The sequence below is a fragment of the Methylobacillus sp. genome (genome assembly GCF_036844465.1).
Classification (GTDB): Bacteria; Pseudomonadota; Gammaproteobacteria; order Burkholderiales; family Methylophilaceae; genus Methylobacillus.
The window spans coordinates 345,824-366,954 of record NZ_DAIUFW010000002.1; the positions used below are offsets into that span (position 1 = coordinate 345,824).

A 21,131-nucleotide genomic window follows, 5' to 3' on the forward strand; every position below is an offset into this window, starting at 1 on the left:
GAAAAAGCTGGTTGACAGGATTTATACGCGTTCCGGTTGAAAAGGCTCCAGTACGCAACGGATTTCCAATACCTTGGCCTCGTTCTCCACTCCTTCTTCCTTGGTGAAACTCACTTTTGTATTACGCGGAGCGGTATACACGATATTGTTGGCTTTCTTGATCTGCTCGGCAGTATTTTGCAGACGAGCGGAGCAGGAGGCGATATCGTCATGGACGGAGGTCTTTAGCAAATAATGATTTTGCAGATGGTCATAAATAGCAATCACTGTACTCCATTGTCCGGGTTGCGGGTTGAGCTGGGACACATCTTCAGCAGCGTGGGCTGGGGCGGTAAAAGCGCCAATCATGGCCAGTGTGGCGAACGTGCGTTTCATCATGTTGATTATCCTCATATTGATTATTGATTGAATGAGACTGGTATTCCGACCACGCCATCCTCAAAAAGTGCCCATATGGCGAAGGCGAGTCGATTCATTCACATATTCTGTGGATAACCCTGTGGGTGGACGCATGATTATGCAGGTAAGTCTCTGTCATGCATGGGCGAGCTTGGGCTGACCATATTTTCAGCAAGCTGCTCAAGAACCTGTTCGAAGGCGGGAACTTTGGAAAAGATCAGTTGTAATGAGCAGGGTAAATCATCCCGATGACTATTTGATGACATAATGCGATATGGTTTTTGTCCCTGATATTCTCTCCCAGGCAAGTGAGCAAGGCGTGCTCGACACCGAGACGTGGTTTGCTGCGCTGAACAAGCAATTTTCTCCCGAAGAGGTTGCCCTGATACGCAAGAGCCTGGATTTTGCCAAGCCCTGTTACGCTGGTCATCATGAAATCACTGGTGTTTCAGTGTTGCATCATGTCATGGGCGTGGCATCTATCCTGGCCGGAATGGAGATGGATGCGGAAGCCATTGCCGCTACCATTCTGCATGCGTGCCCGGAACATCTGCCGAAATGGAAGGAAAAACTGCAGGAGGTATTTGATCCGCGAATTGTGGCGCTGGTGGGAGGAATCGCGCGCATGGAGCGGATACAAGGCTTTAGCCGCCCCGATATCAGCCATGCCAAGGATCGCAGGCGAGAAGATGAATTACAGCAGGAGCAGGTTGAAAGCCTGCGCAAGATGTTGCTGGCCATGGTGGAGGATATCCGGGTAGTCCTGATCAAACTGGCGGACCGCGTGGAAACCATGCGCAGCCTTGATGGCGCGTCACAGGAGGAACAGCAGCGCATCGCTCAGGAAGCCAGTACCATTTTTGCGCCACTGGCCAATCGCTTGGGTATCTGGCACTTCAAGTGGGAGTTGGAGGATTTATCACTGCGTTTTCTTGAGCCCAAGCTTTACAAGGAGGTCGCCAAGCTGCTTGCTGAAAAGCGGGTAGAGCGTGAGCAATATATACAAGAAGTATTGAATATTCTGCAGCAACAATTGCAAACGGCAGGCATCAAGGCCGAGATGATGGGGCGGCCCAAGCATATCTACAGCATCGTCAACAAGATGCGCCGCAAACAAATTTCCTTTAATGAACTATATGATGTACGGGCAGTGCGCATCCTTGTCGATGACATCAAGGATTGCTACACCGCGCTCGGCTTGATCCATAACCTCTGGCAGCCTATTCCCAAGGAGTTTGACGACTATATCGCCCGCCCCAAGAGCAATAATTACCGCTCTCTGCACACGGTTGTGATTGGGCCACGCCATTTGCCGCTTGAGATACAGATCCGCACCCACGAAATGCATTACAACTCCGAACTCGGGGTGGCGGCGCACTGGCGCTATAAGGAAGGCAAGAAGGCGGATAACAAGTTTGACGAAAAGATCGTCTGGCTAAGGCAGATCCTTGAATGGAAACAGGACGTTTCCACGGAGGACGGAAGCCTTGGGCAATTCAAGAATGAGCTGTTCCAGGACAAGGTTTACGTACTGACGCCGCAAGGCAGGGTGGTGGACTTGCCGCGTGGCGCGACGCCTGTGGATTTTGCTTATGTCGTGCATACCGATCTCGGGCATCGCACGCGGGGCGCCAAGGTGGATGGCAGCATCGTGCCGCTCAACTACAAGCTGCAAAATGGCCAGAGAGTTGAAATACTGGCGGCCAAGCAAGGAGCGCCGAGCAGGGATTGGCTCAACCCCAATCTCGGCTATCTGCAAAGTTCGCGCGCGCGCGCCAAGGTCAGGCACTGGTTCCGCTACCAGAATTTTGAGGAGGATGTTACTCAAGGGCGCGCCCGGCTGGACAAGGAGCTGAATCGTCTTGGCGTGGTGGATCTCAATCTTGAGAAAATTGCGCAAAAACTGCATTTCCCCAAGCTGGATGAGCTGTTTGCTGCGATTGGCCGGGGAGAGGTTGGGGAGCATCAGATCACTCAGGTCCTGCAAACCGAAATACCATCCAAACCTGGGCAGGATGTCCCTTTCCTGCTGAAATCAGGTAGCGATACCGATTCTTCCGGCGTACTGGTGGAAGGCGTTGGCAACCTGATGACCTACATGGCCAAGTGCTGCAAACCGGCCCCACCTGATCCCATTGTCGGCTATGTCACGCGGGGACGTGGCGTGACCATACACCGCCAGGCTTGTTCCTTTATCAAGCGTCTGCCGGAGGATAAACACGACCGGCTGCTTGCCACCCAATGGGGGAATCGTCAGCAAAAACTGGCGGCAGTTGATATTGATATCGAAGCCTATGATCGACAGGGCCTGCTGCGTGATATCAGCGACCTGTTCGCGCGCGAGCGTATCAATGTCACACAGGTCAGGACGCAAAGCCGCAACAACCAGGCAAAAATGAGCTTTTCCATTGAAATCGCAGAGCTGGGCCAGCTTGCGCGGTTATTGACCTTGCTGCGTCAGGTTCCCAGCGTCAATGTGGCCAAGCGACATGGCTAATGCTCCAAGGGAATGGCAATCAGCTAGGTATTGATGGATGTTGCGGAGAGTTTCTTCCAGCGAATGAAGCGAGAGCGGATACGACGCAGAATCTACGTGGACCGTGAGGAAGCCAGACGAGATGTATTCGATTATATCGAGATGTTTTACAACCCAACCCGGCGCCATGGTTACAACGATAGTCCGTCTCCGGTAGAGTTCGAGAAGCAGTATTCCAGCAAGGGCGAAAGTGCCTAGTTCAGGTAGGGCGATTCACTTTTGGAGTGGTTTTTATACGATATGTCTCAAATAACGCACAACGCTATAAAAGCACGGCTATGGCGTAAACCAACATAGGGTGGTAAGTCACCTTCAAAATGAACGGAGAGTAAACATGAAAATTGAATTGAACGGCAAGCGGGCACTTGTCACTGGATCAACCGCTGGTATAGGTTTGGCCATTGCATCAGGCCTGGCCAGCGCTGGGGCCCAGGTAACTATTGTCGGCCGTCATCAGGCCAAAGTGGACAAGGCGCTCGCCGCTATTCAACAGGCTAGCGGCCGTGACGATGCCAAAGGCATTGTTGCCGATGCGGGTACTGTTGAGGGTTGCCATGCCGTAATCGAACAACAGCCAGAGGTCGATATTCTGGTCAATAACCTTGGTATTTACGGTGCCATGCCTTTTTTCGAGATCGATGATGCCAGCTGGGAACAAATCTTTCAGGTGAATGTGATGAGCGGTGTGCGACTGGCCCGGCATTATGCCAGTGGCATGAAGGATCGCGGCTGGGGGCGTATCCAGTTTATTTCCAGTGAATCAGCGCTGAACATTCCGACCGAGATGGTGCACTACGGTGTAAGCAAGGCCGCCCTGCAGGGCGTTTCCCGTGGCTTGGCCAAGGTGCTGGCCGGCAGCGGTGTAACGGTAAATACCATTCTGCCGGGGCCAACTCGTACCGAAGGTGGCAAGGCAATGATGGCAGAGTTGGCGGCCGAGCGTGGCGTTACCCCGGAGCAAATGGAAGCCCTGTTCCTGGCAGAGAACCGTCCTTCTACCTTGCTCAAGCGTTTCGCCGAACCGGAAGAAGTGGCCAGCCTTTGCGTTTATGCGGCTTCCAAACAAGCCAGTGCTACCACCGGTGCCGCCCTGCGGGTTGAAGGCGGCATTGTCGAGAGCATTGCCTGAGCCTGAACGAAAAACCTGAAGGGCCGCCTGTAGAAACGGTGTGAAAACAGTTTCATCTGTCGGCCTTCCAGGGTAAGCGATCAGCGTGATGTCGGACCAGGTAAACACGTTTTCCAGCATTGAAAATACCGGCGCCAGCACCATACCAACTGCCATGCCAATCAGGGTATCAATTACCTGTTCCTGCGCCATAGTTGGCTCTTGCACAGGGCGGTGCCCCCGCTAGCGGACGCACTACAATCAACAGCTGTAGCAACGAGCCAATGGATAACCAGTGCTGGCCTACCCAATGCTCGCCTTCGGTAATGCAGTCACCGAACTTGAGCAGTTACCAGCCTATCAGCAGCGCCATTACCCGATGCAGCAATTTGCTGATGCTGCCATATTGTTGTTTGGAATCGTTGAACATATTTATTTTCTTAATGTTTGCAGGTTCAACCAAAGTGAAACCCGGATAATTGCGTCTTCATGACCTGTTGTTACATCGCCGATAAATGAGAGCAGGCGCTCATGATTTTAGTTTGCGGCCGTCGAGTTTCGTCTGGACGAAAAAAGTGTTTGCCGTCTTCAATATCTCGTTGGGGGCCTGCCAGAAATTCCGTGTTCGAGGCTGGTTGAGACTCACGGAGAAGGCCTGCCAGAGCGACCAGCATCTTGAATGCCCGATTATGGATCATCTGCTGGCGGGAAAGCCATGATGTTTTGAGATGATGGATAAAAGTCAGCTATTCGCTTGGCCTGCCGGCCATGCAAATAGCAATATACCGCCGGAGATCAGCGCGATGGCAATCCATTCCCTTGGCGTGGGGCGCTCACCCAACAGCAAATAGGCGAATGCCGCCACCAATACAATGCTGAACTTATCCACCGGGGCCACTTGGCTCGCGTTGCCTAGTTGCAGGGCGCGGAAATAGCATACCCAGGAAGCGCCAGTCGCCAGTGCTGATAAGGTCAGGAATATGAGCGTGTGACTCGAGAGGGTAAGAGGATTGCTCCATTTGCCTGTGAACCAGACGAACGGCGCGAGGACGCAGAAAATGAGCACCGTGCGGATCAGCGTCGCCAGGTCAGGGTCCACGCCGCGCACGCCGACCTTGGCAAAGATGGCGGTCAGCGCAGCGAAGCAGGCGGAAAGAACTGCCCAAGGCAGCCAGTTTGAAGGTGTCATCATAAGTTGCAGTTCTACTATTGGCTGCTACCGCCAGCAGGGTAAAAAGTTGGGTGGTTCCGGCAATCAGGGCAGCAGTGATGCCAGGCCTGCAAGCGGTGTAGTCGCTGTTTCACAGGCCTAGCTCCGATAAGCCGGGATGGTCATCCGGCCTGTGGCCCAAGGGCCAATGGTATTTCCGTTCGGATTCCTGGATAGGCAGATCGTTGATGCTGGCAATGCGGCGTTGCATCAGCCCGCTCTCGGTAAATTCCCAATTCTCGTTGCCGTAGGAGCGGAACCAGTGTCCGGAGTCGTCATGCCATTCATAGGCAAAGCGTACAGCAATGCGGTTATCATGGAATGCCCATAATTCCTTGATCAGGCGGTAGTCCAGCTCTCTACTCCATTTGCGTGTGAGAAAACCAACAATGGCCTCGCGGCCTTGCAGGAACTCGGCACGGTTACGCCATAGGCTGTCCGGCGTATAAGCCAACGCCACCCGTTCCGGGTCGCGCGTATTCCACGCATTCTCAGCCAGTCGCACTTTCTGCGCTGCTGTCTCGGCACTAAAGGGAGGAAAGGGTGGTTTTGCCTCTTCTGGGTGAGTCATTGGAAGTCTCCTGTGCATTTTAAATTGAATATAAAACGCTCTAAATTACTGCATGACTGATGAAGCATAGTGTAACTCCACTTGGGTTCAAGTCCGTCATTTGGGACATGGTTTTATTTCAGGGCCACTATCAGTAATGGTGTGAAGTGATGTGCGATTAATTCACTGATTTATCAATTAAATTTCAAATTTTTCAATGGGATTTTGTCATGCTGACAGCATTCCCGTGTAAAATGCCGCCCGTATGGAATCTCCACGTTTACTGAGTGCTTATCGGCCGTATTGGGCCAAACGCTTTGGCACAGCGCCTATTCTTCCCATGAGCCGGGCCGAGATGGACAGCCTGGGATGGGATAGCTGCGACATTATTCTGGTCACTGGCGACGCCTATATCGACCATCCCAGTTTTGGCATGGCATTGATAGGCCGCCTGCTGGAAGCACAGGGTTTCCGCGTTGGCATCATTGCCCAGCCGGATTGGCAATCGGCAGACCCGTTTCGCGCGCTGGGCAAGCCTAACCTGTATTTCGGCATCACGGCGGGCAATATGGATTCCATGGTCAACCATTACACGGCTGACCGCAAAATCCGTTCTGATGACGCCTATACGCCTGGGGCGGTCGCAGGCAAGCGGCCTGACCGCGCCATCCTGGTGTATTCCCAGCGCTGTCGCGAAGCCTATCCAAGCGTGCCGCTGGTGATCGGCAGCATTGAGGCTTCACTGCGCCGTATCGCGCATTACGATTACTGGTCGGACAAGGTCAGGCGCTCGGTGTTGGTGGATTCCAAAGCGGATATTCTGCTGTACGGCAATGCCGAACGTGCGCTGATCGAACTTAGCCACCGCATTGCCAAGGGTGAGCCGGTGAGCGAGATTACCGATATCCGCGGCACTGCTTTCCTGCGCAAGCAGGTGCCGGAGGGCTGGGAGGAGGTTTCCTCCACGGCGCTGGACAGGCCGGGGAAAATCGACAAGCCTATAGACCCGTATGCCATGGAGCCGGCGATGGAGCAAACCGGCGAATCCTGTGCCTCTACTGCAGCCAATGCTGCGAACAAGGGATTGGAGCCTGGCACGCAGGTGATTGCCATCGTGCGCAAGCCGAACAAGCCCAAGGCAGACCGCAGCCATCAGTTTATCCGTCTACCAGCGTATGAAGAAGTGATCAAAGACCCGGTGCTGTATGCCCATGCCTCGCGCGTGCTGCATCTGGAGGCCAATCCGGGCAACGCGCGCGCGCTGGTGCAGCGTCATGGCGACCGCGAAGTCTGGCTCAATCCGCCGCCGATTCCGCTTACGACCAAGGAAATGGATTATGTCTACGACCTGACCTATGCCCGCAAGCCGCACCCGGTTTACAAGGATGCCCGTATCCCGGCATGGGAAATGATCCGCTTCTCGGTCAACATCATGCGCGGCTGCTTTGGCGGCTGCACGTTCTGCTCGATTACCGAACACGAAGGCCGCATCATCCAGAGTCGTTCCGAGGCGTCTATTCTCAAGGAGCTGGAAGAAGTACGAGACAAGGTAGATGGGTTTTCTGGCACGATTTCCGACCTTGGCGGACCGACCGCGAACATGTATCGCCTTGCCTGCAAGAGCGAAACCATCGAGAAAAATTGCCGCAAGCTGTCCTGCGTGTTCCCGGGTATTTGTGAAAATCTCAACACCGATCACTCGCATTTGATCCAGCTTTACCGCAAGGCGCGGGCGATTCCCGGTATCAAGCGTATCCAGATCGGCTCCGGCTTGCGTTACGACCTTGCGGTGAAGTCGCCGGAATATGTGAAGGAACTGGTGCAGCACCATGTGGGCGGCTATCTCAAGATCGCGCCCGAGCATTCCGAAGAGAACGTGCTCAACAAGATGATGAAACCGGCGATGACGGCTTACGACGAATTCAAGGAAATGTTCGAGCGCTTCTCGCGCGAGGTAGGCAAGGAGCAGTACCTGATCCCGTATTTCATCGCATCGCATCCTGGTACCACGGATGAGGACATGCTCAATCTGGCGCTCTGGCTGAAGAAATATGACTTCAAGCTCGATCAGGTGCAGACTTTCACGCCGACGCCGATGGCGATGGCGACTGCTATGTACCACTCGGGCAAGAACCCCTTGCGCAAGGTGACGCACGATAGCGAGGACGTGCCGGTGCCCAAGGCTGGCAATGTGCGTAAGCTGCACAAGGCTTTCATCCGCTATCACGACCCCAACAACTGGCCCATGCTGCGCGAGGCTTTGAAGAAAATGGGCCGTGCCGACCTGATCGGCAATGGCAAGAAACATCTGGTGCCCGCCTGGCAGCCTATCCTGTTGCGCGAGCAGGCGAAGGATAACGGCAGCCGCCGCGCTGGCGGCAAACCTGCGGCAGCATCGGCATCGCCACGTCCTGTGGGCCGCACGCCTGTGAACGGCAAGAAACCAGCAGCTGGTTACGCAACTAAACCAACTAGGAAACCAGTCCGGCCATAAGGGCAAGCCTTGCCTGGAGGCCAACATCCAGGTTGATGTTGGCCTGGCTGGCAATTCCGCTGGGCGAGCTATAATGCTTTCATCATTGTTTCGATTAAAGTTTCATTATGGCTGACCGCATCAACCTGCGCCCACTGGAGCGCAACGATCTGCATTTCGTCCACAAGCTCAACAACAACGATACCATCATGCGTTACTGGTTCGAGGAGCCGTATGAGGCCTATGATGAGCTGGTGGCGCTTTACGACCGGCACATTCACGACCAGAATGAGCGGCGTTTCATCATCGAACTGGACAACGGCGAGCTGGCAGGCTTGGTCGAGCTGGTGGAGATCAACTATATCCATCGCCGCGCGGAATTCCAGATCATCATCGCGCCGGATTACCAGGGCAGGGGGTTGGCCAAGTCGGCGACGAGGATTGCCGTGGGCTATGCCTTCCGTGTGCTCAATTTACACAAGGTCTACCTGGTGGTAGACAAGGATAACCTTGCCGCCATTCATATTTATGAAACCTGCGGCTTCGCCGTGGAAGGCGATCTCAAGGAGGAGTTCTTCTCTAACGGTTCATACCGCGATGCTTTGCGCATGCGTTTGTTGCAGGATGATTATCTGCGTCATGTCGGTCCGGCGCCGGTGGAAGCTTCTGTCTTGCGGGAATGGCAGGATTCCTGATCCTGCCCTATTTCCGCCGATTGGCCTGCTGGGATTCAGGACACCAGTTTGAGGCCGATAATGGAAGCGATCAGCAATAGCAGAAACAAGATGCGTAGCGTGCCTGCCGGATCGCCAAATAGCCAGATGCCGATGATGGCGGTGCCGCAGGCGCCAATACCGGTCCAGATAGCGTAGGCGGTGCCGAGCGGAATACCCTCCAGTGCCTTGGTCAGCATGGCAAAGCTTAGTATGGTGAAAACCAGAAAACCGATAGAAGGCCAAGGTTTGCTGAAACTCTCGGACATTTTCAGGCAGGTGGTGAAACCGACTTCGAATAAGCCGGCCAACAGCAGATAGCACCAGGACATATAAATAAAACCCTTTCATTTAGGTCGGGTCGTCCCGGGATTATAAAGATGGCAACACCATGAGGCCGTCCCCATCATGCTGTTAGTACACGGCGGGTGTACTAGATAATGGCGAAGATTTTTTCACGCTCTTGCAGGGCTGTCAAATATGCACAGCTAGGAATGCAGCCCGATCATCCGCATAAGCAAGCGCATAAAATAGGCTGCAAGCAGCATTGCCAATACACTCACTGCCCAGATCAGGCACAGCCAGCCTATGCGTTTTAGCCATAAGCCGCGGGGAGTTTCCGGTTTTTCGGGCTTAGTGGTAGCCATCGCCGTGACGTACCTTGCCTCTGAATACATGATAGGACCAGATGGTATAACCCAGAATGACAGGCACAATTGCCAAGGTGCCGACCAACGTGAACTTCAGGCTACTGACAGGAGCTGCTGCATCCCAGATAGTGACGGCGGGCGGGATGATGTGGGGCCAGATGCTGATGGCCAACCCTACCAGACCAAGCAGCACGATGATGAGCGCCGAGATGAAGGGGTGTTTGTCATTCCCGGTTCTGAGTTCCTGCAGCAGGGAATACAGGCTGGCCACCACCAACACCGGCACGACTGACAGGTAATAGAGGTTCGGCAGGCTGAACCAACGATCCGCAATGGCAGGGTGCGCCAGCGGCGTCCAGATGCTGACTACCGCCAAGGCAAATACCACCAGGGCTATCAGCGGGCGAGTGAGCTGCAGGATTCGGTGTTGCAGTTCGCCTTCGGTTTTCATGATCAGCCAGGTACTGCCGAGCAGCGCGTAGGCGACAGTAACGCCAAACCCGGTAAACAGGGAAAATGGGCTAAGCCAGTCGAATGCGCTGCCAGAAAAAGTGTTGCCTTCAATGGCGATGCCATTGATGTAGGCGCCAAGTATCACGCCCTGGCAGAAGGTCGCTACGATCGAGCCGCCGATGAATGCCTTGTCCCATAATGGTTGTTCCTTTTCTGGCGCCTTGAAGCGGAACTCGAAGGCCACACCGCGGAAAATCAGTCCCAGCAGCATGAGAATGATAGGCTGGTACAGCGCGCTCAGCACCACGGCATAGGCCAGCGGAAAAGCCGCCAGCAGGCCAGCACCGCCAAGCACCAGCCAGGTTTCATTGCCATCCCAGACCGGTGCCACGGTATTCATCATCACGTCGCGGTCATGCTCATCCTGGACGAAGGGAAACAGGATGCCGATACCGAGATCGAAACCATCCATGATCACGTACATTGTCACTGCGAACAGGATGACTATCAGCCATATCGTAGGTAAGTCGAAATCCATTAGCCATTACTCCTTGCGATCGGATAAAGGGGTTTCCAGTGAAAACGGCTCATCCGGGGCGGACAAGGGACGCATGGGCTGCCTGGATTTGCCCGCGCCACCTTCCGGTTCGGCGGCAGCGTGCTGCACGGGCAGGCGCATCAGATGCAGCAGATAGCCTATGCCTATGCCAAATACAAAGAAATAAACGATGACGAATAGCGCTAGCGAACTTGCTAGCGTGGCGATGTCATGATTGGAGACAGCATCTGCAGTGCGCATGACGCCATATACCACCCAGGGCTGGCGTCCGACTTCTGTGGTGAACCAGCCCGCCAGGATGGCAATCACGCCAGTTGGCCCCATCCAGAGCGCCATGCGCAGAAAATTCCTGTCTGCATACAACCGTTTTCTATAGCGTAACCACAGGCTCCAGACTCCCAAAGTAATCATCAGCAGCCCCAGCCCGACCATGACGCGGAATGACCAGAAAACGATAGTGGAGTTGGGCCGATCTTCAGGAGGAAAATCCTTCAGCGCCGGAATCTGTCCATCCCAGCTATGCGTGAGGATTAGGCTGCCCAAATGAGGAATGCCGACGGCGAAACGGGTGGTTTCCTGTTCCATGTCAGGCAGGCCGAACAGCAGCAAGGGCACGCCTTCGCCCTCATGGTTCTGCCAATGGCCTTCCATGGCGGCTATTTTGGCTGGCTGGTGTTTGAGCGTGTTGAGGCCATGGGCATCCCCGATCAGCGCCTGGATAGGTGCTACTACTACCAGCATCCACATCGCCATCGAGAGCATGGTGCGCACGCCGCTGCTGTTCTGGCCCCGCAGCAAATGCCAGGCGCCCGCTGCGCCCACCATCAGCGCGGTGGCGAGGAAGGCTGCTATGCTCATGTGCAGCAAGCGGTAAGGGAAGGACGGGTTGAAGATGACTTGCCACCAGTCCACGGGAATGACTGCATCATTGATGATTTCAAAGCCTTGCGGCGTTTGCATCCAACTGTTCGAGGCCAGAATCCAGGTAGCGGAAACCAGGGTGCCAAGCGCAACCATGCCGGTGGCAAATAAATGCAAACCTGGTCCAACGCGGTTCCAACCGAACATCATCACACCGAGAAAGCCAGCTTCCAGGAAAAAGGCCGTCAGGACTTCATACGTCAGCAAAGGGCCGGTGATACTGCCGGCAAATGTGGAAAAACCGCTCCAGTTGGTGCCGAACTGATAGGCCATGACCAGTCCGGACACCACGCCCATGCCGAAATTGACGCCAAACACCTTCAGCCAGTAGTGATAGAGGTCTTTATATACTGCGTGCCCGGTTTTTAGCCACATGGCCTCCAGCACGAACAGGTAGCTGGCCAGGCCGATGGTGATGGCGGGGAAAATGATATGGAACGAAACCGTGAATGCAAACTGGATTCGAGCAAGGTCAAGCGCTGAAATATCGGGCATGGCAGATCGGAACTCCTTGATTACCTACCGAGGGACAACCCCGTAAATGAGATTGCCTCAACATAGTTAATACAGGACTCGTAGCCTACTGCGATGTGCGCTTATTTAACAGGTGCAGATGAGGAGATTAATAGCATCACAGTGAAGAGCCAGGCCTAAAATGCAGCGGCCAGGGATTCTATGGTTTCAATGGCTACGTCAAAATCCATGGATTTATCAAAAAAATGTTCCACCCCCAAGTTTTTTGCTATCAGGCGATACTGCGGGTAGGCGTGGTTGGTCAGGATCAGGTAGGTGGGGCGGGGAAAAGGATGGTCAGGCTCCTGGGTTGCCTTGATGACGCCAAAACCATGACCCTGCGCCAGTTCAATATCTACAAGAAGCAAATCGAAAGGTTCTTGCTTGAGTTTCATGATGGCTTCATCCTGGCTCGATGCTACCCCCGCAAATACCAGGCCGGGACAGTCGGACAAAACATCCATGATGGTTTCCCGCAGTAGCAGCGAATCCTCGACCAGCAATATTTTCATTGCCTTGAGATTCGCGGACGCATTGGAACGGTGATCTGTCATGACAGCAACATTCATAGATTCAAGCAATCATTCATTAACAAAATGGATTATGTGATCAACTGATTTTTGATCGCATAGTAGGTTAAATCAGCGTTGGTTTTCAAGCTCATTTTCTCCATGATACGGGTGCGGTAGGTGCTGACAGTTTTGACGCTGATACATAGTTCTTCGCCAATTTCTGTCGCGCTCCGACCGCTGGCAAGTTTGAAAAATACCTGAAATTCGCGGTCTGAAAGGGTTTCGTGCAGCAGTTTTTCCGAAGGATGGCTCAGCTCGTTCGACATGATTTCTGCCAGTTCCGCTGAGATATAGCGCTTGCCATTGGCGACGGTGCGAATGGCCCGAATGATCTCGTCCGCATCGGTTTCCTTGGACAGATATCCCTTGCAGCCGCTGCGCATGAGGTTAAGCGCATATTGCTCTTCGCCATATCCGCTCAGCATCAATACAGGCAAGTTGGGCGCCACTCGCCGCAGATCGTGCAGCGTATCCACGCCATTTCTGTCTGGCATTGCGATATCCATGACGACCACGTCATATTGATGATTTCTCACCAGCGTGATGGCCTCCAGGCCCGACGAAGCTTCTCCTGCCACCTCAAGATCAGATTCCAGTTCAATCAGGTTGCGTAGCCCTTGTCGGACAATATTATGGTCATCAACTAATAATATTTTTTTCATAAGTGCTGACAATCCTTGTCGATAATTTTCCCCGTGGTTATAGATAGATAGTTAATAGATGGTTGATCAGTGATACTAAGTCGAGAAGCTTGCTCCTGCAAGCCTAGCTGCCATCCCAAAACGCGCTGTAGCAGAGGCGTCACTCAGTCTTCTCGGCTCAAGGCATGCGCGAGCAACAGGCCAGCACCGGCAGCCAGGGAAAGCGCCAGCAGGGAGCGCTTGCTCAACCATGGCTTGCTGGTTTGCCGAATGCCAAGAGCCTGTGATAACTCCTTGTCCAGCGATTGAGACCAATCGGAGAAATTATCCTTTAGCTGCTGGATGACCTCTTCCGCGGTATCGGCTTTGGGATTCAATACATCCTTGAGGCTTTCGAGAAGGGCGAGTGCTTCCTTTTTACTGTCGCGCGCCTGCTTCTTGAGCTTGCGTGCAGAAGTCTTGCCTGCCTCAATACTGTCACTGGCAGCTTCCTGGGCTGTTTCGGCCACTTCTTGGATGTGTTCCTTGATTTCGTCTTGAGTATGCTCAAACATAAATAGCTCCAATGCTTTACTATGAGTCAGGTGAAGGGTGAGTCAGATCATACGATCTCCACCATGCAATCATTCAACGCTTGTTGAAAATGCCCACAAGCAATGACACGATGGTAATGATCAGGAAGACGAAAAATAGTATCTTGGCAATTTCCGCAGCGCCTGCGGCAATACCACTAAAGCCGAAGAAAGCGGCAATCAGTGCAATTACGAAAAAAATCACGGAGTAGTGCAACATTGTTTTCTCCTTCGTTTTCTTGGTCTACGGTTACACTGTAGGCGTTTACCTCGCTTTGCATTAGCAGACAGACTCCTAATTCATTGTCGGAAAATTCTTACACAAACTCTGGAGGACCATGAGTAACCAGTCTATTGATAACAAATTGATTACTTGGGGCAAACGCCTGGTGCGCCGTCTTGGTGGGCGTGTATTGGCGCTCCTGTTTGCATCCATGATGCTGGCCTTGATTTCCGTCATGTTTACGGATGCCTGGCTGCTTGAATTGAAACAGCAGAATGAACAGTTGGCGCAGGTTCAGCACAACATTGCAGGCTTGCAGCAATTACGCAGCAGCCTGAACCAAGCCGAAAGCGCGCAGCGCGGCTATCTGCTCAACCAGCGGGAAGAGCTATCCACGATGTTCAACCAGGCAATTGACTCTTCGCGGCGGAATATCCGCAAAATTGAGGGGTTGCTGACTGCGAAAACGGTAAAAATGGATGACAAGCAGGAACAGAACTGGATGATTGTCCTGAGTTCCGTGCTGGAGGCCAAGAATGCTGAAATGAAGCTGGCCATGTCGTTGTTGCAGGCAGGGAAGACAGATGAAGCATTACAGGTGGTCAAGCTTGAGCAGGGCATCATGGAAATGGCCAAGTTCATGCAATATTCCCAAATGTTGATAGACCATCAATACGAAGCATTGGCAACGTTGTCCAAGAAGCGTGAGCAGACCATTGTAGTGGCACGCATTTCCGTCATCGGCACGGCCCTGATTCTGTTGCTGCTGGTTATCCTGGTGATCCGGCAACTGGTACAGGAAATGAACAGTCGCGACCACCTGCGTCGTCAATTGGCGCGCGATTGCGAGGCGTATGAGGAGCGAATCCGCAATAATGCCTACCTGATGGAAACACTGGCGCTGGAATACCAGGCTGATGTGGAGCGAGCGCGGCAGAAGCTGGCGCACGACCTGCATGATGAGCTGGGTTCCATTTTGACAGCTACCAAGCTGGATATTTCCTGGACGATACGCCGAGTCAGGGCGACGCATCCCGAGGTGGTGGAAAAACTCAACAAGACCACGCAATACCTGAACCAGGGCATACAGTTCAAGCGCCAGGTGGTGCAGAACCTGCACCCGTCCATCATTACCACGATCGGTTTCTTGCCTGCGCTGCGGTCATTGATTGAGGATGCCGCAGAGCGCAACGATTGGGAGTTGGACCTGATCCTGCCGGACGAACATATCCAGTTACCAGAAACCATCGGGTTGATTGCCTATCGCGTAATTCAGGAAAGTATGAACAACGCCAGCAAATATGCCTATGCCACCAAGGTAGGAGTGCATTTGATCGTGGCTGAGGATTATCTGGAATTGAAGGTTGAGGATAATGGAGTGGGCGTCGATCTGTCGAATACCAATGCGGCAGCGCACGGACTATCGGGCATCCGCAATCGCATCAGTGCAATTGGTGGGCGCGTCGATATCACCAGCGCGCCCAATGAAGGTTTCCATCTGCGGGCGATTATTCCCACCAAGCTATCATAGTTTCGTTAATGCTTCATCTTGCAGACAAGCGCCATGTCAGTGGATTCTGACATTGTTTGTAGTGGCATGCTGATAGTGCTGAGTTTTAGATACTTTTACCATGCAGCCATCTTTTGAAAATTAATCAACATCACTGAAAGTGAGAGAGGTGCAAGATGAAACGTTCCATCAAAACCAATATCATCTCTGCCGTATTCGCTGCGGCGCTTGGCGTGACAGGATGTAGCGTATGGGCGGTATCCATTTCCGATGAGATCAACCAGAGCCCGGATGTGAAACAGTTCAATGAGCTCGATACCAACAATGACGGTCACCTTAGTTTCAGCGAGGCCAGCAAGGACAGTTTCTATACCAAGGAGCATTTCAACGCTGCCGACAAGAACAAGGATGCCAAGCTGAGCCAGGAAGAGTACAGCAATTACAAAACGGCTCAGCAGAAAAAAGAAGTGGGACGGATTGTGGATGACAGCACCATCACGACCAAGGTAAAGGCGCTGATCGTGAAGGAAGAAGGCCTCAAGGGTATGCAAGTCAGCGTGGAAACTTATAAGGGCGTAGTGCAATTAAGCGGTTTTGTCAGCATGAAAGCCCAGGTTCAAAAGGCCGGTGAGATTGCTAAATCCGTGGAGGGTGTGAAGTCCGTCAAAAACAACCTGATCGTCAAGCAGTAAGCTGTCAATTCGTTGGAAATGCTGAAAGCCTGTGGATATTCACAGGCTTTCGTCATATTTCTGGGTGTTGGTTAACCAGGATGCTGATTGAGATAAGCCATCAGTGCAACGGCTTGGTTATGCTCCTGGTCGCGTGCGCCATACAGCAATGTCACTCGCTGCTGCTTTGCCAGGGCGCGGATTTGCCCAATTTCATCAGGCAATGTGGCAAGCTCCGCAAAATATTTCTCTTGGAAGGCGGGCCATTTTTCCGGGTCATGCGCGAACCATTGCCGCAGCTCGGTGCTGGGCGCAATTGTCTTGAGCCATAAATCCACATGGGCATGTTCCTTGGACAGGCCGCGTGGCCATAGCCTATCTATCAGAATACGCTGGCCATCTTCTGGTGCAGCCGGTTCGTAAACACGCTTGATACCGAGGTTCATCTGGATTCTCCTCTGAGGTTTTTCCTGGAGTCAGTCAGCATATTCCTCCAGAATTTCCAGAAACGCATCCCCATAATGTGCCAGTTTTGCCTTGCCTATGCCACTGAGGCGACCCATTTCCGCCAGGCTGGCAGGACGCTGGTTGAGGATTTCCAGCAGGGTGCTGTCGTGGAAAATGACATACGGCGGCACTTCCTGCTCGCGGGCGAGCTCCAGCCGCTTGGCCTTGAGCGCGAGCCAGAGCGGGTCGTCCTGCACTTCCTTGTAGGCCTCGCGGCTGCGGCTGGCGCGTTCGGCCTTGCTTGCTGTGCGCGTGGCAGGCGGATCGCTGCGCAGCCAGATTTCCGTTTCCCCGCGCAGCAACGGCCTGGCTTCCTCCGTGAGACGCAGGCCGCCGTAGCCTTCCATGTCGGTGGAAAGCAGCCCGGCCACCGCCAGCTGGCGGAACACGCTGCTCCATTGCGCCTGGCTCAGGGCCTTGCCGATGCCGAAGGTGGTCAGCGAGTGGTGGTTGAAGCGCTTGATCTGGTCGGTCGTCTTGCCCAGCAGGATGTCGATGAGGTGGCCCGCGCCGAAGCGCTGGCCGCTGCGGTATACGCATGAAAGCGCCATGCGCGCGGCCTCGGTGCCGTTCCAGGTGTCCACCGGGTTGAGGCAGTTGTCGCATTGCCCGCAATTGCCCGGATGCTGCTCGCCGAAATAGCGCAAGATGGCCTGGTGGCGGCAGGCAGTGGATTCGCAATAGCCGAGCAGGGCGTCCAGCTTCTGGCGATCCAGGCGCTTTCTTTCTTCGGGCGTGTCGCCGCCGTCGAGCAATTGGCGCATGTTAACCAGGTCGCCCAGGCCATACACCATCCATGCGTCCGCATCCAGGCCGTCGCGCCCGGCGCGGCCGGTTTCCTGGTAATAGCCCTCCATGCTCTTGGGCAGGTCGAGGTGGACGACGAAGCGCACGTTGGGCTTGTCTATGCCCATGCCGAAGGCCACGGTCGCGACCATGATGATGCCTTCCTCGCGCAGGAAGCGCTGCTGGTTGGCTTGGCGCAGGCTGGCGTCCAGCCCGGCATGGTAAGGCAGCGCATCCCAGCCTTGCTCCTTGAGCCAGGCCGCCGTCTCTTCCACCTTGCGCCGCGACAAGCAATAGATGATGCCAGCGTCGTTGGGGTGTTCGGATTCGAGGAAGCTGAGCAATTGCTTGCGGGCGTTGTTTTTCAATGCCACGCGGTAGCGGATGTTCGGGCGGTCGAAGCTGGAAACGAATTGCCGCGCGCTTTCCAGGCCCAGGCGCTCGACGATCTCATTGCGGGTCGGCGTATCGGCGGTGGCGGTGAGCGCGATGCGCGGCACCTCGGGAAACTCCTGGTGCAGCACCGTAAGCTGGCGGTATTCGGGCCGGAAGTCGTGCCCCCATTGCGATACGCAATGCGCCTCGTCGATCGCGAACAGGGCGATGCCGAAGCGTTGCTGGATTTCGTGCAAGGTGCTAAGGAAGTTCGGCGTCATCAGCCGCTCGGGCGCGACATACAACACCTTCATCTCGCCGCGCATCAACGCCTGGTAGACGTTGCGCGCGCTATCGCCGTCCAGGCTGGAATTGAGGAAGGCGGCTTGAATGCCCAGCTGGCGCAAGGCATCCACCTGGTCCTGCATCAGGGCAATGAGCGGGGAAACGACAATGCCGACGCCTTGCCGCAACAGCGCCGGAATCTGGTAGCAAAGCGACTTGCCGCCGCCGGTCGGCATCAGCACCAGTGCATCGCCGCCGTTGGCAACATGGTTGACGATGGCTTCCTGCTCGCCGCGGAAGGCGCTGTAGCCAAAGGTTTGCTCCAGTAGTTGCTGGGCGGCAGTGTTCGCCTGCATGCTTTTCAGATACTAGCGGCGGCCCCGGTTGGGACGCTGCCCTGGGTTATTGTGGAATTGGCGTTTGGGCGGCTGCGGCGGCACGAACAATCCGACTTGCGGCATGGCCTGGTGGCGCGCGGCTTCGGACAAGAATTTTTCCGGCTTCTGCTTGGTTTGATCCGTTTGGCCTTGAAGCTTGTTGCGCTGACCTTGCGTTTGCTGCTGGCCTGGCTGTTGTTGGCCTTGTGCGCGTTGCGGCCTGGCTTGGTTTTTTGCCTGGTTGTTCCTGCCTTGGCGTGGCTTGTTGCCTGAGCGCGGCTCGGCGCTATTGCCACTGGCGTCGTCGCGTTCGCGCTGGCCTTGCGGGCGGTTGTTCCTGGCCTGGCGGGTTTGCGCAGGCTGCTGTTGTCTTGGGGGACGGCTTTCTGCGGCAGGTTTTTCGCTAGGTATAAAGTCGCCAGGGATATCCAGTTTTGCAATTTCGCGTTTGATGAGGCGCTCGATACCCTTGAGCAGTTTGACTTCCTCGCCATCTACCAGCGAAACGGCAGCGCCCGAGCAACCGGCGCGGCCGGTACGGCCAATACGGTGTACATAGTCTTCCGGCACGTTGGGCAGTTCGAAGTTCACCACTTGCGGCAATTGGTCGATATCGAGGCCGCGTGCGGCAATATCGGTCGCTACCAGGACCGGCAAGGTGCCGTCCTTGAACTCGGCCAACGCCTTGGTACGGGCGGATTGGCTCTTGTTGCCGTGAATCGCGGCAGCGGCGATGCCGTCCTTGCTGAGCTTTTCCGCGAGGCGGTTGGCGCCGTGCTTGGTGCGGGTGAATATCAGCACCTGCTTCCAGTCGTGGTGGCGGATCAGGTGCGCGACCAGATCGCGCTTGTGCCCCTGGCTAACCAAGTGCACGGCTTGTTCGACCAGTTCCGATGCCGTGTTGCGGCGAGCCACTTCGACAAAGCCGGGATTGTGCAGCAGGCCGTCGGCCAGTTCCTTGATCTCGTCGGAGAAAGTGGCGGAGAACAGCAGGTTCTGGCGCTTTTTCGGCAGCAGTGCCAGTACGCGCTTGATGTCGCGGATGAAGCCCATGTCGAGCATGCGGTCCGCCTCGTCCAGCACTAGGATCTCGATCGCGGACAGGTCTATGGTTTTCTGCGCAGCGTGGTCGAGCAAGCGGCCGGGCGTGGCGACCAGGATATCCAGCGGCTTCTTCAGGCGCTCGATCTGCGGGTTGATGCCCACGCCGCCGAACATCACCATGGATTTCAGTTTCAGGTGCTTGCCGTAGGTCTGTACCGATTCTTCCACCTGGGCGGCAAGTTCGCGCGTCGGCGTCAGGATCAGGCAGCGCGGCTGGCCGGGATTGGCCTTGACCGGCTTGGAATGCAGCAGGTGCAGCAAGGGCAGGGTAAAGCCTGCTGTCTTGCCAGTGCCTGTCTGGGCGCCCGCCAGGAGGTCGCCGCCGTTCAGCACCAGCGGAATGGCCTGGGCCTGGATCGGGGTGGGGTTGGTGTAGCCGGTATCGGCAATGGCGCGCAGAATGGGTTCTGCCAGGCCGAGATCGGAAAATTGTAGGTTGGAAAGCGCGATGCTTACGTCAGAAGACAAGCTGAAACTCCATTATATTCAAGGGTGTTTTGCCGGCCTGTTACGATGACATAACTCCAATCTAGGCAGACAGCAGGAAGGTATCTTTAAATTAGGATGCAAGACCGCTGCGCGGATTGGATGTAGCGCAGGGAAGGGAGATTATACGGCAAAAGTGCTTGAATTGGGCAAGGCATGCATGCGGAAGTTCCAGATATGGACTGCCATGCATGCCTTGCCGCTATGTTTGACGTACCGGTGAAACTGCTTCCAGCATCTCCGCATCCAGCCAGCGCCACTCGCCTTCCGCAAGGTCGGCGGGCAAATTCAGCCTGCCGATGCGGATGCGCTGCAATGCCTCGACCCGATTGCTCACCGCAGCCAGCATGCGCTTGACCTGGTGGTATTTCCCCTCTGCCAGCGTCAGGTGCAGCATATGGTCGCTGACCACTTCTGCCGCCAGCGCGGCAACCGGCGCCGGTTCGTCCAGCAATTGCACGCCGCTCAATAGCGTAGCGATTTGCGTTTCATCCAAAGGATGCTTGGTGGTGACTTCATAGACCTTGGGCACTTTCCACTTGGGCGAGCTCATGCGATGGATGAACTGCCCGTCATCCGAGAGCAGCAGCAGCCCTGTCGTGTCCTCGTCCAACCTACCTATGCTCTGCACACCGCGCTCCAGCAGCGGCGCGGGCAGCAGGCTGAAAATGCTCGGGTGGTGCTGCGGCTTGTGCGAGCATTCGTAATGCGCAGGCTTGTTCAGCATCAGGTAGGCTTTTTCCCGGAATTCCCAGGTCTCGCCACGTACCGTGAAACGGAGATTCTCGGGTTCAAACTCGGTAAAAGGGAAATCGCATATTTCGCCGTTCACCGTGACCTCGCCGTGGCGGATCATCGAGCGGCAAATCTTGCGGGAGCCAAAGCCCTGCGCATGCAGGATACGTTCAAGTTGCATAGGATATTGATAGATTGAGAG

At 54.9% G+C, this 21,131-nt stretch carries 22 protein-coding genes and 1 pseudogene; 8 read left to right on the forward strand and 15 right to left on the reverse strand.

The genetic code is table 11. The features are described from left to right. Window positions 1-21: 21 nt before the first annotated feature. The gene (locus V7Z75_RS04025) at window positions 22-378 is read right to left on the reverse strand and encodes a hypothetical protein (RefSeq protein WP_334107315.1); all 357 of its coding nucleotides are present in this window, start codon (window positions 376-378) and stop codon (window positions 22-24) included. A gap of 295 nt (window positions 379-673) precedes the next feature. On the opposite strand from V7Z75_RS04025, the gene V7Z75_RS04030 reads away from it, so the two are divergent. From V7Z75_RS04030 to V7Z75_RS04045, 4 genes and pseudogenes are all read left to right on the forward strand, one after another. Next, a complete protein-coding gene (locus tag V7Z75_RS04030; RefSeq protein WP_334107316.1) occupies window positions 674-2,896 on the forward strand; it encodes a RelA/SpoT family protein in 2,223 nt (740 codons plus the stop codon). 39 nt (window positions 2,897-2,935) lie between these two features. Further along, a pseudogene (locus tag V7Z75_RS04035) lies at window positions 2,936-3,133 on the forward strand (IS3 family transposase); the annotation flags it as partial. A 136-nt stretch (window positions 3,134-3,269) separates the two neighbouring features. Further along, entirely contained in the window at window positions 3,270-4,064 is a 795-nt protein-coding gene (locus V7Z75_RS04040) for an SDR family NAD(P)-dependent oxidoreductase (protein ID WP_334107317.1), read from the forward strand. Between the two features lie 274 nt (window positions 4,065-4,338). Beyond that, window positions 4,339-4,536 (forward strand): hypothetical protein, encoded by a 198-nt coding sequence (locus tag V7Z75_RS04045; RefSeq protein WP_334107318.1) that lies wholly within the window; start codon window positions 4,339-4,341, stop codon window positions 4,534-4,536. A gap of 249 nt (window positions 4,537-4,785) precedes the next feature. Here the strand turns inward: V7Z75_RS04045 and V7Z75_RS04050 are convergent, their stop codons facing one another. Both V7Z75_RS04050 and V7Z75_RS04055 read right to left on the reverse strand, forming a co-directional pair. Further along, window positions 4,786-5,235 (reverse strand): EamA family transporter, encoded by a 450-nt coding sequence (locus V7Z75_RS04050; RefSeq protein ID WP_442919865.1) that lies wholly within the window; start codon window positions 5,233-5,235, stop codon window positions 4,786-4,788. A gap of 109 nt (window positions 5,236-5,344) precedes the next feature. Beyond that, a complete protein-coding gene (locus V7Z75_RS04055; RefSeq protein WP_334107319.1) occupies window positions 5,345-5,824 on the reverse strand; it encodes a nuclear transport factor 2 family protein in 480 nt (159 codons plus the stop codon). Window positions 5,825-6,068: 244 nt separating this feature from the next. Here V7Z75_RS04055 and V7Z75_RS04060 point away from each other — a divergent pair, with 244 nt between their 5' ends. Together V7Z75_RS04060 and speG are read left to right on the forward strand one after the other, a co-directional pair. Beyond that, window positions 6,069-8,297, forward strand: a complete 2,229-nt coding sequence (locus V7Z75_RS04060; protein ID WP_334107320.1) for a YgiQ family radical SAM protein — start codon at window positions 6,069-6,071, stop codon at window positions 8,295-8,297. A 107-nt stretch (window positions 8,298-8,404) separates the two neighbouring features. Continuing rightward, window positions 8,405-8,971 carry a spermidine N1-acetyltransferase gene (gene speG / locus V7Z75_RS04065; RefSeq protein WP_334107321.1) on the forward strand — a complete coding sequence of 189 codons (567 nt, stop codon included), beginning with the start codon at window positions 8,405-8,407 and terminating at the stop codon, window positions 8,969-8,971. A 35-nt stretch (window positions 8,972-9,006) separates the two neighbouring features. Here speG and V7Z75_RS04070 read toward each other — a convergent pair whose 3' ends face one another. From V7Z75_RS04070 to V7Z75_RS04100, 8 genes are all read right to left on the reverse strand, one after another. After that, the gene (locus V7Z75_RS04070) at window positions 9,007-9,321 is read right to left on the reverse strand and encodes a DMT family transporter (RefSeq protein ID WP_334107322.1); all 315 of its coding nucleotides are present in this window, start codon (window positions 9,319-9,321) and stop codon (window positions 9,007-9,009) included. A gap of 156 nt (window positions 9,322-9,477) precedes the next feature. Next, complete coding sequence (locus tag V7Z75_RS14170; RefSeq protein ID WP_442919866.1) at window positions 9,478-9,666, reverse strand: DUF2474 domain-containing protein; 189 nt, start codon at window positions 9,664-9,666, stop codon at window positions 9,478-9,480. Next, window positions 9,623-10,630 carry a cytochrome d ubiquinol oxidase subunit II gene (gene cydB, locus V7Z75_RS04075; protein WP_334107323.1) on the reverse strand — a complete coding sequence of 336 codons (1,008 nt, stop codon included), beginning with the start codon at window positions 10,628-10,630 and terminating at the stop codon, window positions 9,623-9,625. Before cydB ends, V7Z75_RS14170 begins: the two co-directional genes overlap by 44 nt. Window positions 10,631-10,636: 6 nt before the next feature. Further along, window positions 10,637-12,067 carry a cytochrome ubiquinol oxidase subunit I gene (locus tag V7Z75_RS04080; RefSeq protein WP_334107324.1) on the reverse strand — a complete coding sequence of 477 codons (1,431 nt, stop codon included), beginning with the start codon at window positions 12,065-12,067 and terminating at the stop codon, window positions 10,637-10,639. 155 nt (window positions 12,068-12,222) lie between these two features. Further along, window positions 12,223-12,639 (reverse strand): response regulator, encoded by a 417-nt coding sequence (locus V7Z75_RS04085; RefSeq protein ID WP_334107325.1) that lies wholly within the window; start codon window positions 12,637-12,639, stop codon window positions 12,223-12,225. Between the two features lie 47 nt (window positions 12,640-12,686). Beyond that, window positions 12,687-13,319, reverse strand: coding sequence for a response regulator transcription factor (locus tag V7Z75_RS04090; RefSeq protein ID WP_334107326.1), 633 nt, complete (start codon window positions 13,317-13,319; stop codon window positions 12,687-12,689). Window positions 13,320-13,462: 143 nt separating this feature from the next. After that, the gene (locus tag V7Z75_RS04095; RefSeq protein ID WP_334107327.1) at window positions 13,463-13,852 is read right to left on the reverse strand and encodes a hypothetical protein; all 390 of its coding nucleotides are present in this window, start codon (window positions 13,850-13,852) and stop codon (window positions 13,463-13,465) included. Window positions 13,853-13,925: 73 nt separating this feature from the next. Further along, entirely contained in the window at window positions 13,926-14,090 is a 165-nt protein-coding gene (locus V7Z75_RS04100; protein ID WP_334107328.1) for a DUF1328 domain-containing protein, read from the reverse strand. Window positions 14,091-14,208: 118 nt separating this feature from the next. Between V7Z75_RS04100 and V7Z75_RS04105 the strand changes: the two genes are divergently transcribed. Continuing rightward, on the forward strand, window positions 14,209-15,624 hold the full coding sequence (locus tag V7Z75_RS04105) for a sensor histidine kinase (protein WP_334107329.1): 1,416 nt from the start codon (window positions 14,209-14,211) through the stop codon (window positions 15,622-15,624). 155 nt (window positions 15,625-15,779) lie between these two features. Continuing rightward, on the forward strand, window positions 15,780-16,295 hold the full coding sequence (locus V7Z75_RS04110; RefSeq protein WP_334107330.1) for a BON domain-containing protein: 516 nt from the start codon (window positions 15,780-15,782) through the stop codon (window positions 16,293-16,295). A 71-nt stretch (window positions 16,296-16,366) separates the two neighbouring features. Here V7Z75_RS04110 and V7Z75_RS04115 read toward each other — a convergent pair whose 3' ends face one another. From V7Z75_RS04115 to V7Z75_RS04130, 4 genes are all read right to left on the reverse strand, one after another. Then, the gene (locus tag V7Z75_RS04115) at window positions 16,367-16,720 is read right to left on the reverse strand and encodes a DUF488 domain-containing protein (RefSeq protein WP_334107331.1); all 354 of its coding nucleotides are present in this window, start codon (window positions 16,718-16,720) and stop codon (window positions 16,367-16,369) included. Window positions 16,721-16,750: 30 nt separating this feature from the next. Next, complete coding sequence (recQ, locus tag V7Z75_RS04120; RefSeq protein ID WP_334107332.1) at window positions 16,751-18,583, reverse strand: DNA helicase RecQ; 1,833 nt, start codon at window positions 18,581-18,583, stop codon at window positions 16,751-16,753. Between the two features lie 12 nt (window positions 18,584-18,595). Further along, the gene (locus V7Z75_RS04125) at window positions 18,596-20,176 is read right to left on the reverse strand and encodes a DEAD/DEAH box helicase (RefSeq protein WP_334107333.1); all 1,581 of its coding nucleotides are present in this window, start codon (window positions 20,174-20,176) and stop codon (window positions 18,596-18,598) included. A gap of 220 nt (window positions 20,177-20,396) precedes the next feature. Next, the gene (locus V7Z75_RS04130; RefSeq protein WP_334107334.1) at window positions 20,397-21,110 is read right to left on the reverse strand and encodes a pseudouridine synthase; all 714 of its coding nucleotides are present in this window, start codon (window positions 21,108-21,110) and stop codon (window positions 20,397-20,399) included. Between the last annotated feature and the right edge of the window lie 21 nt (window positions 21,111-21,131).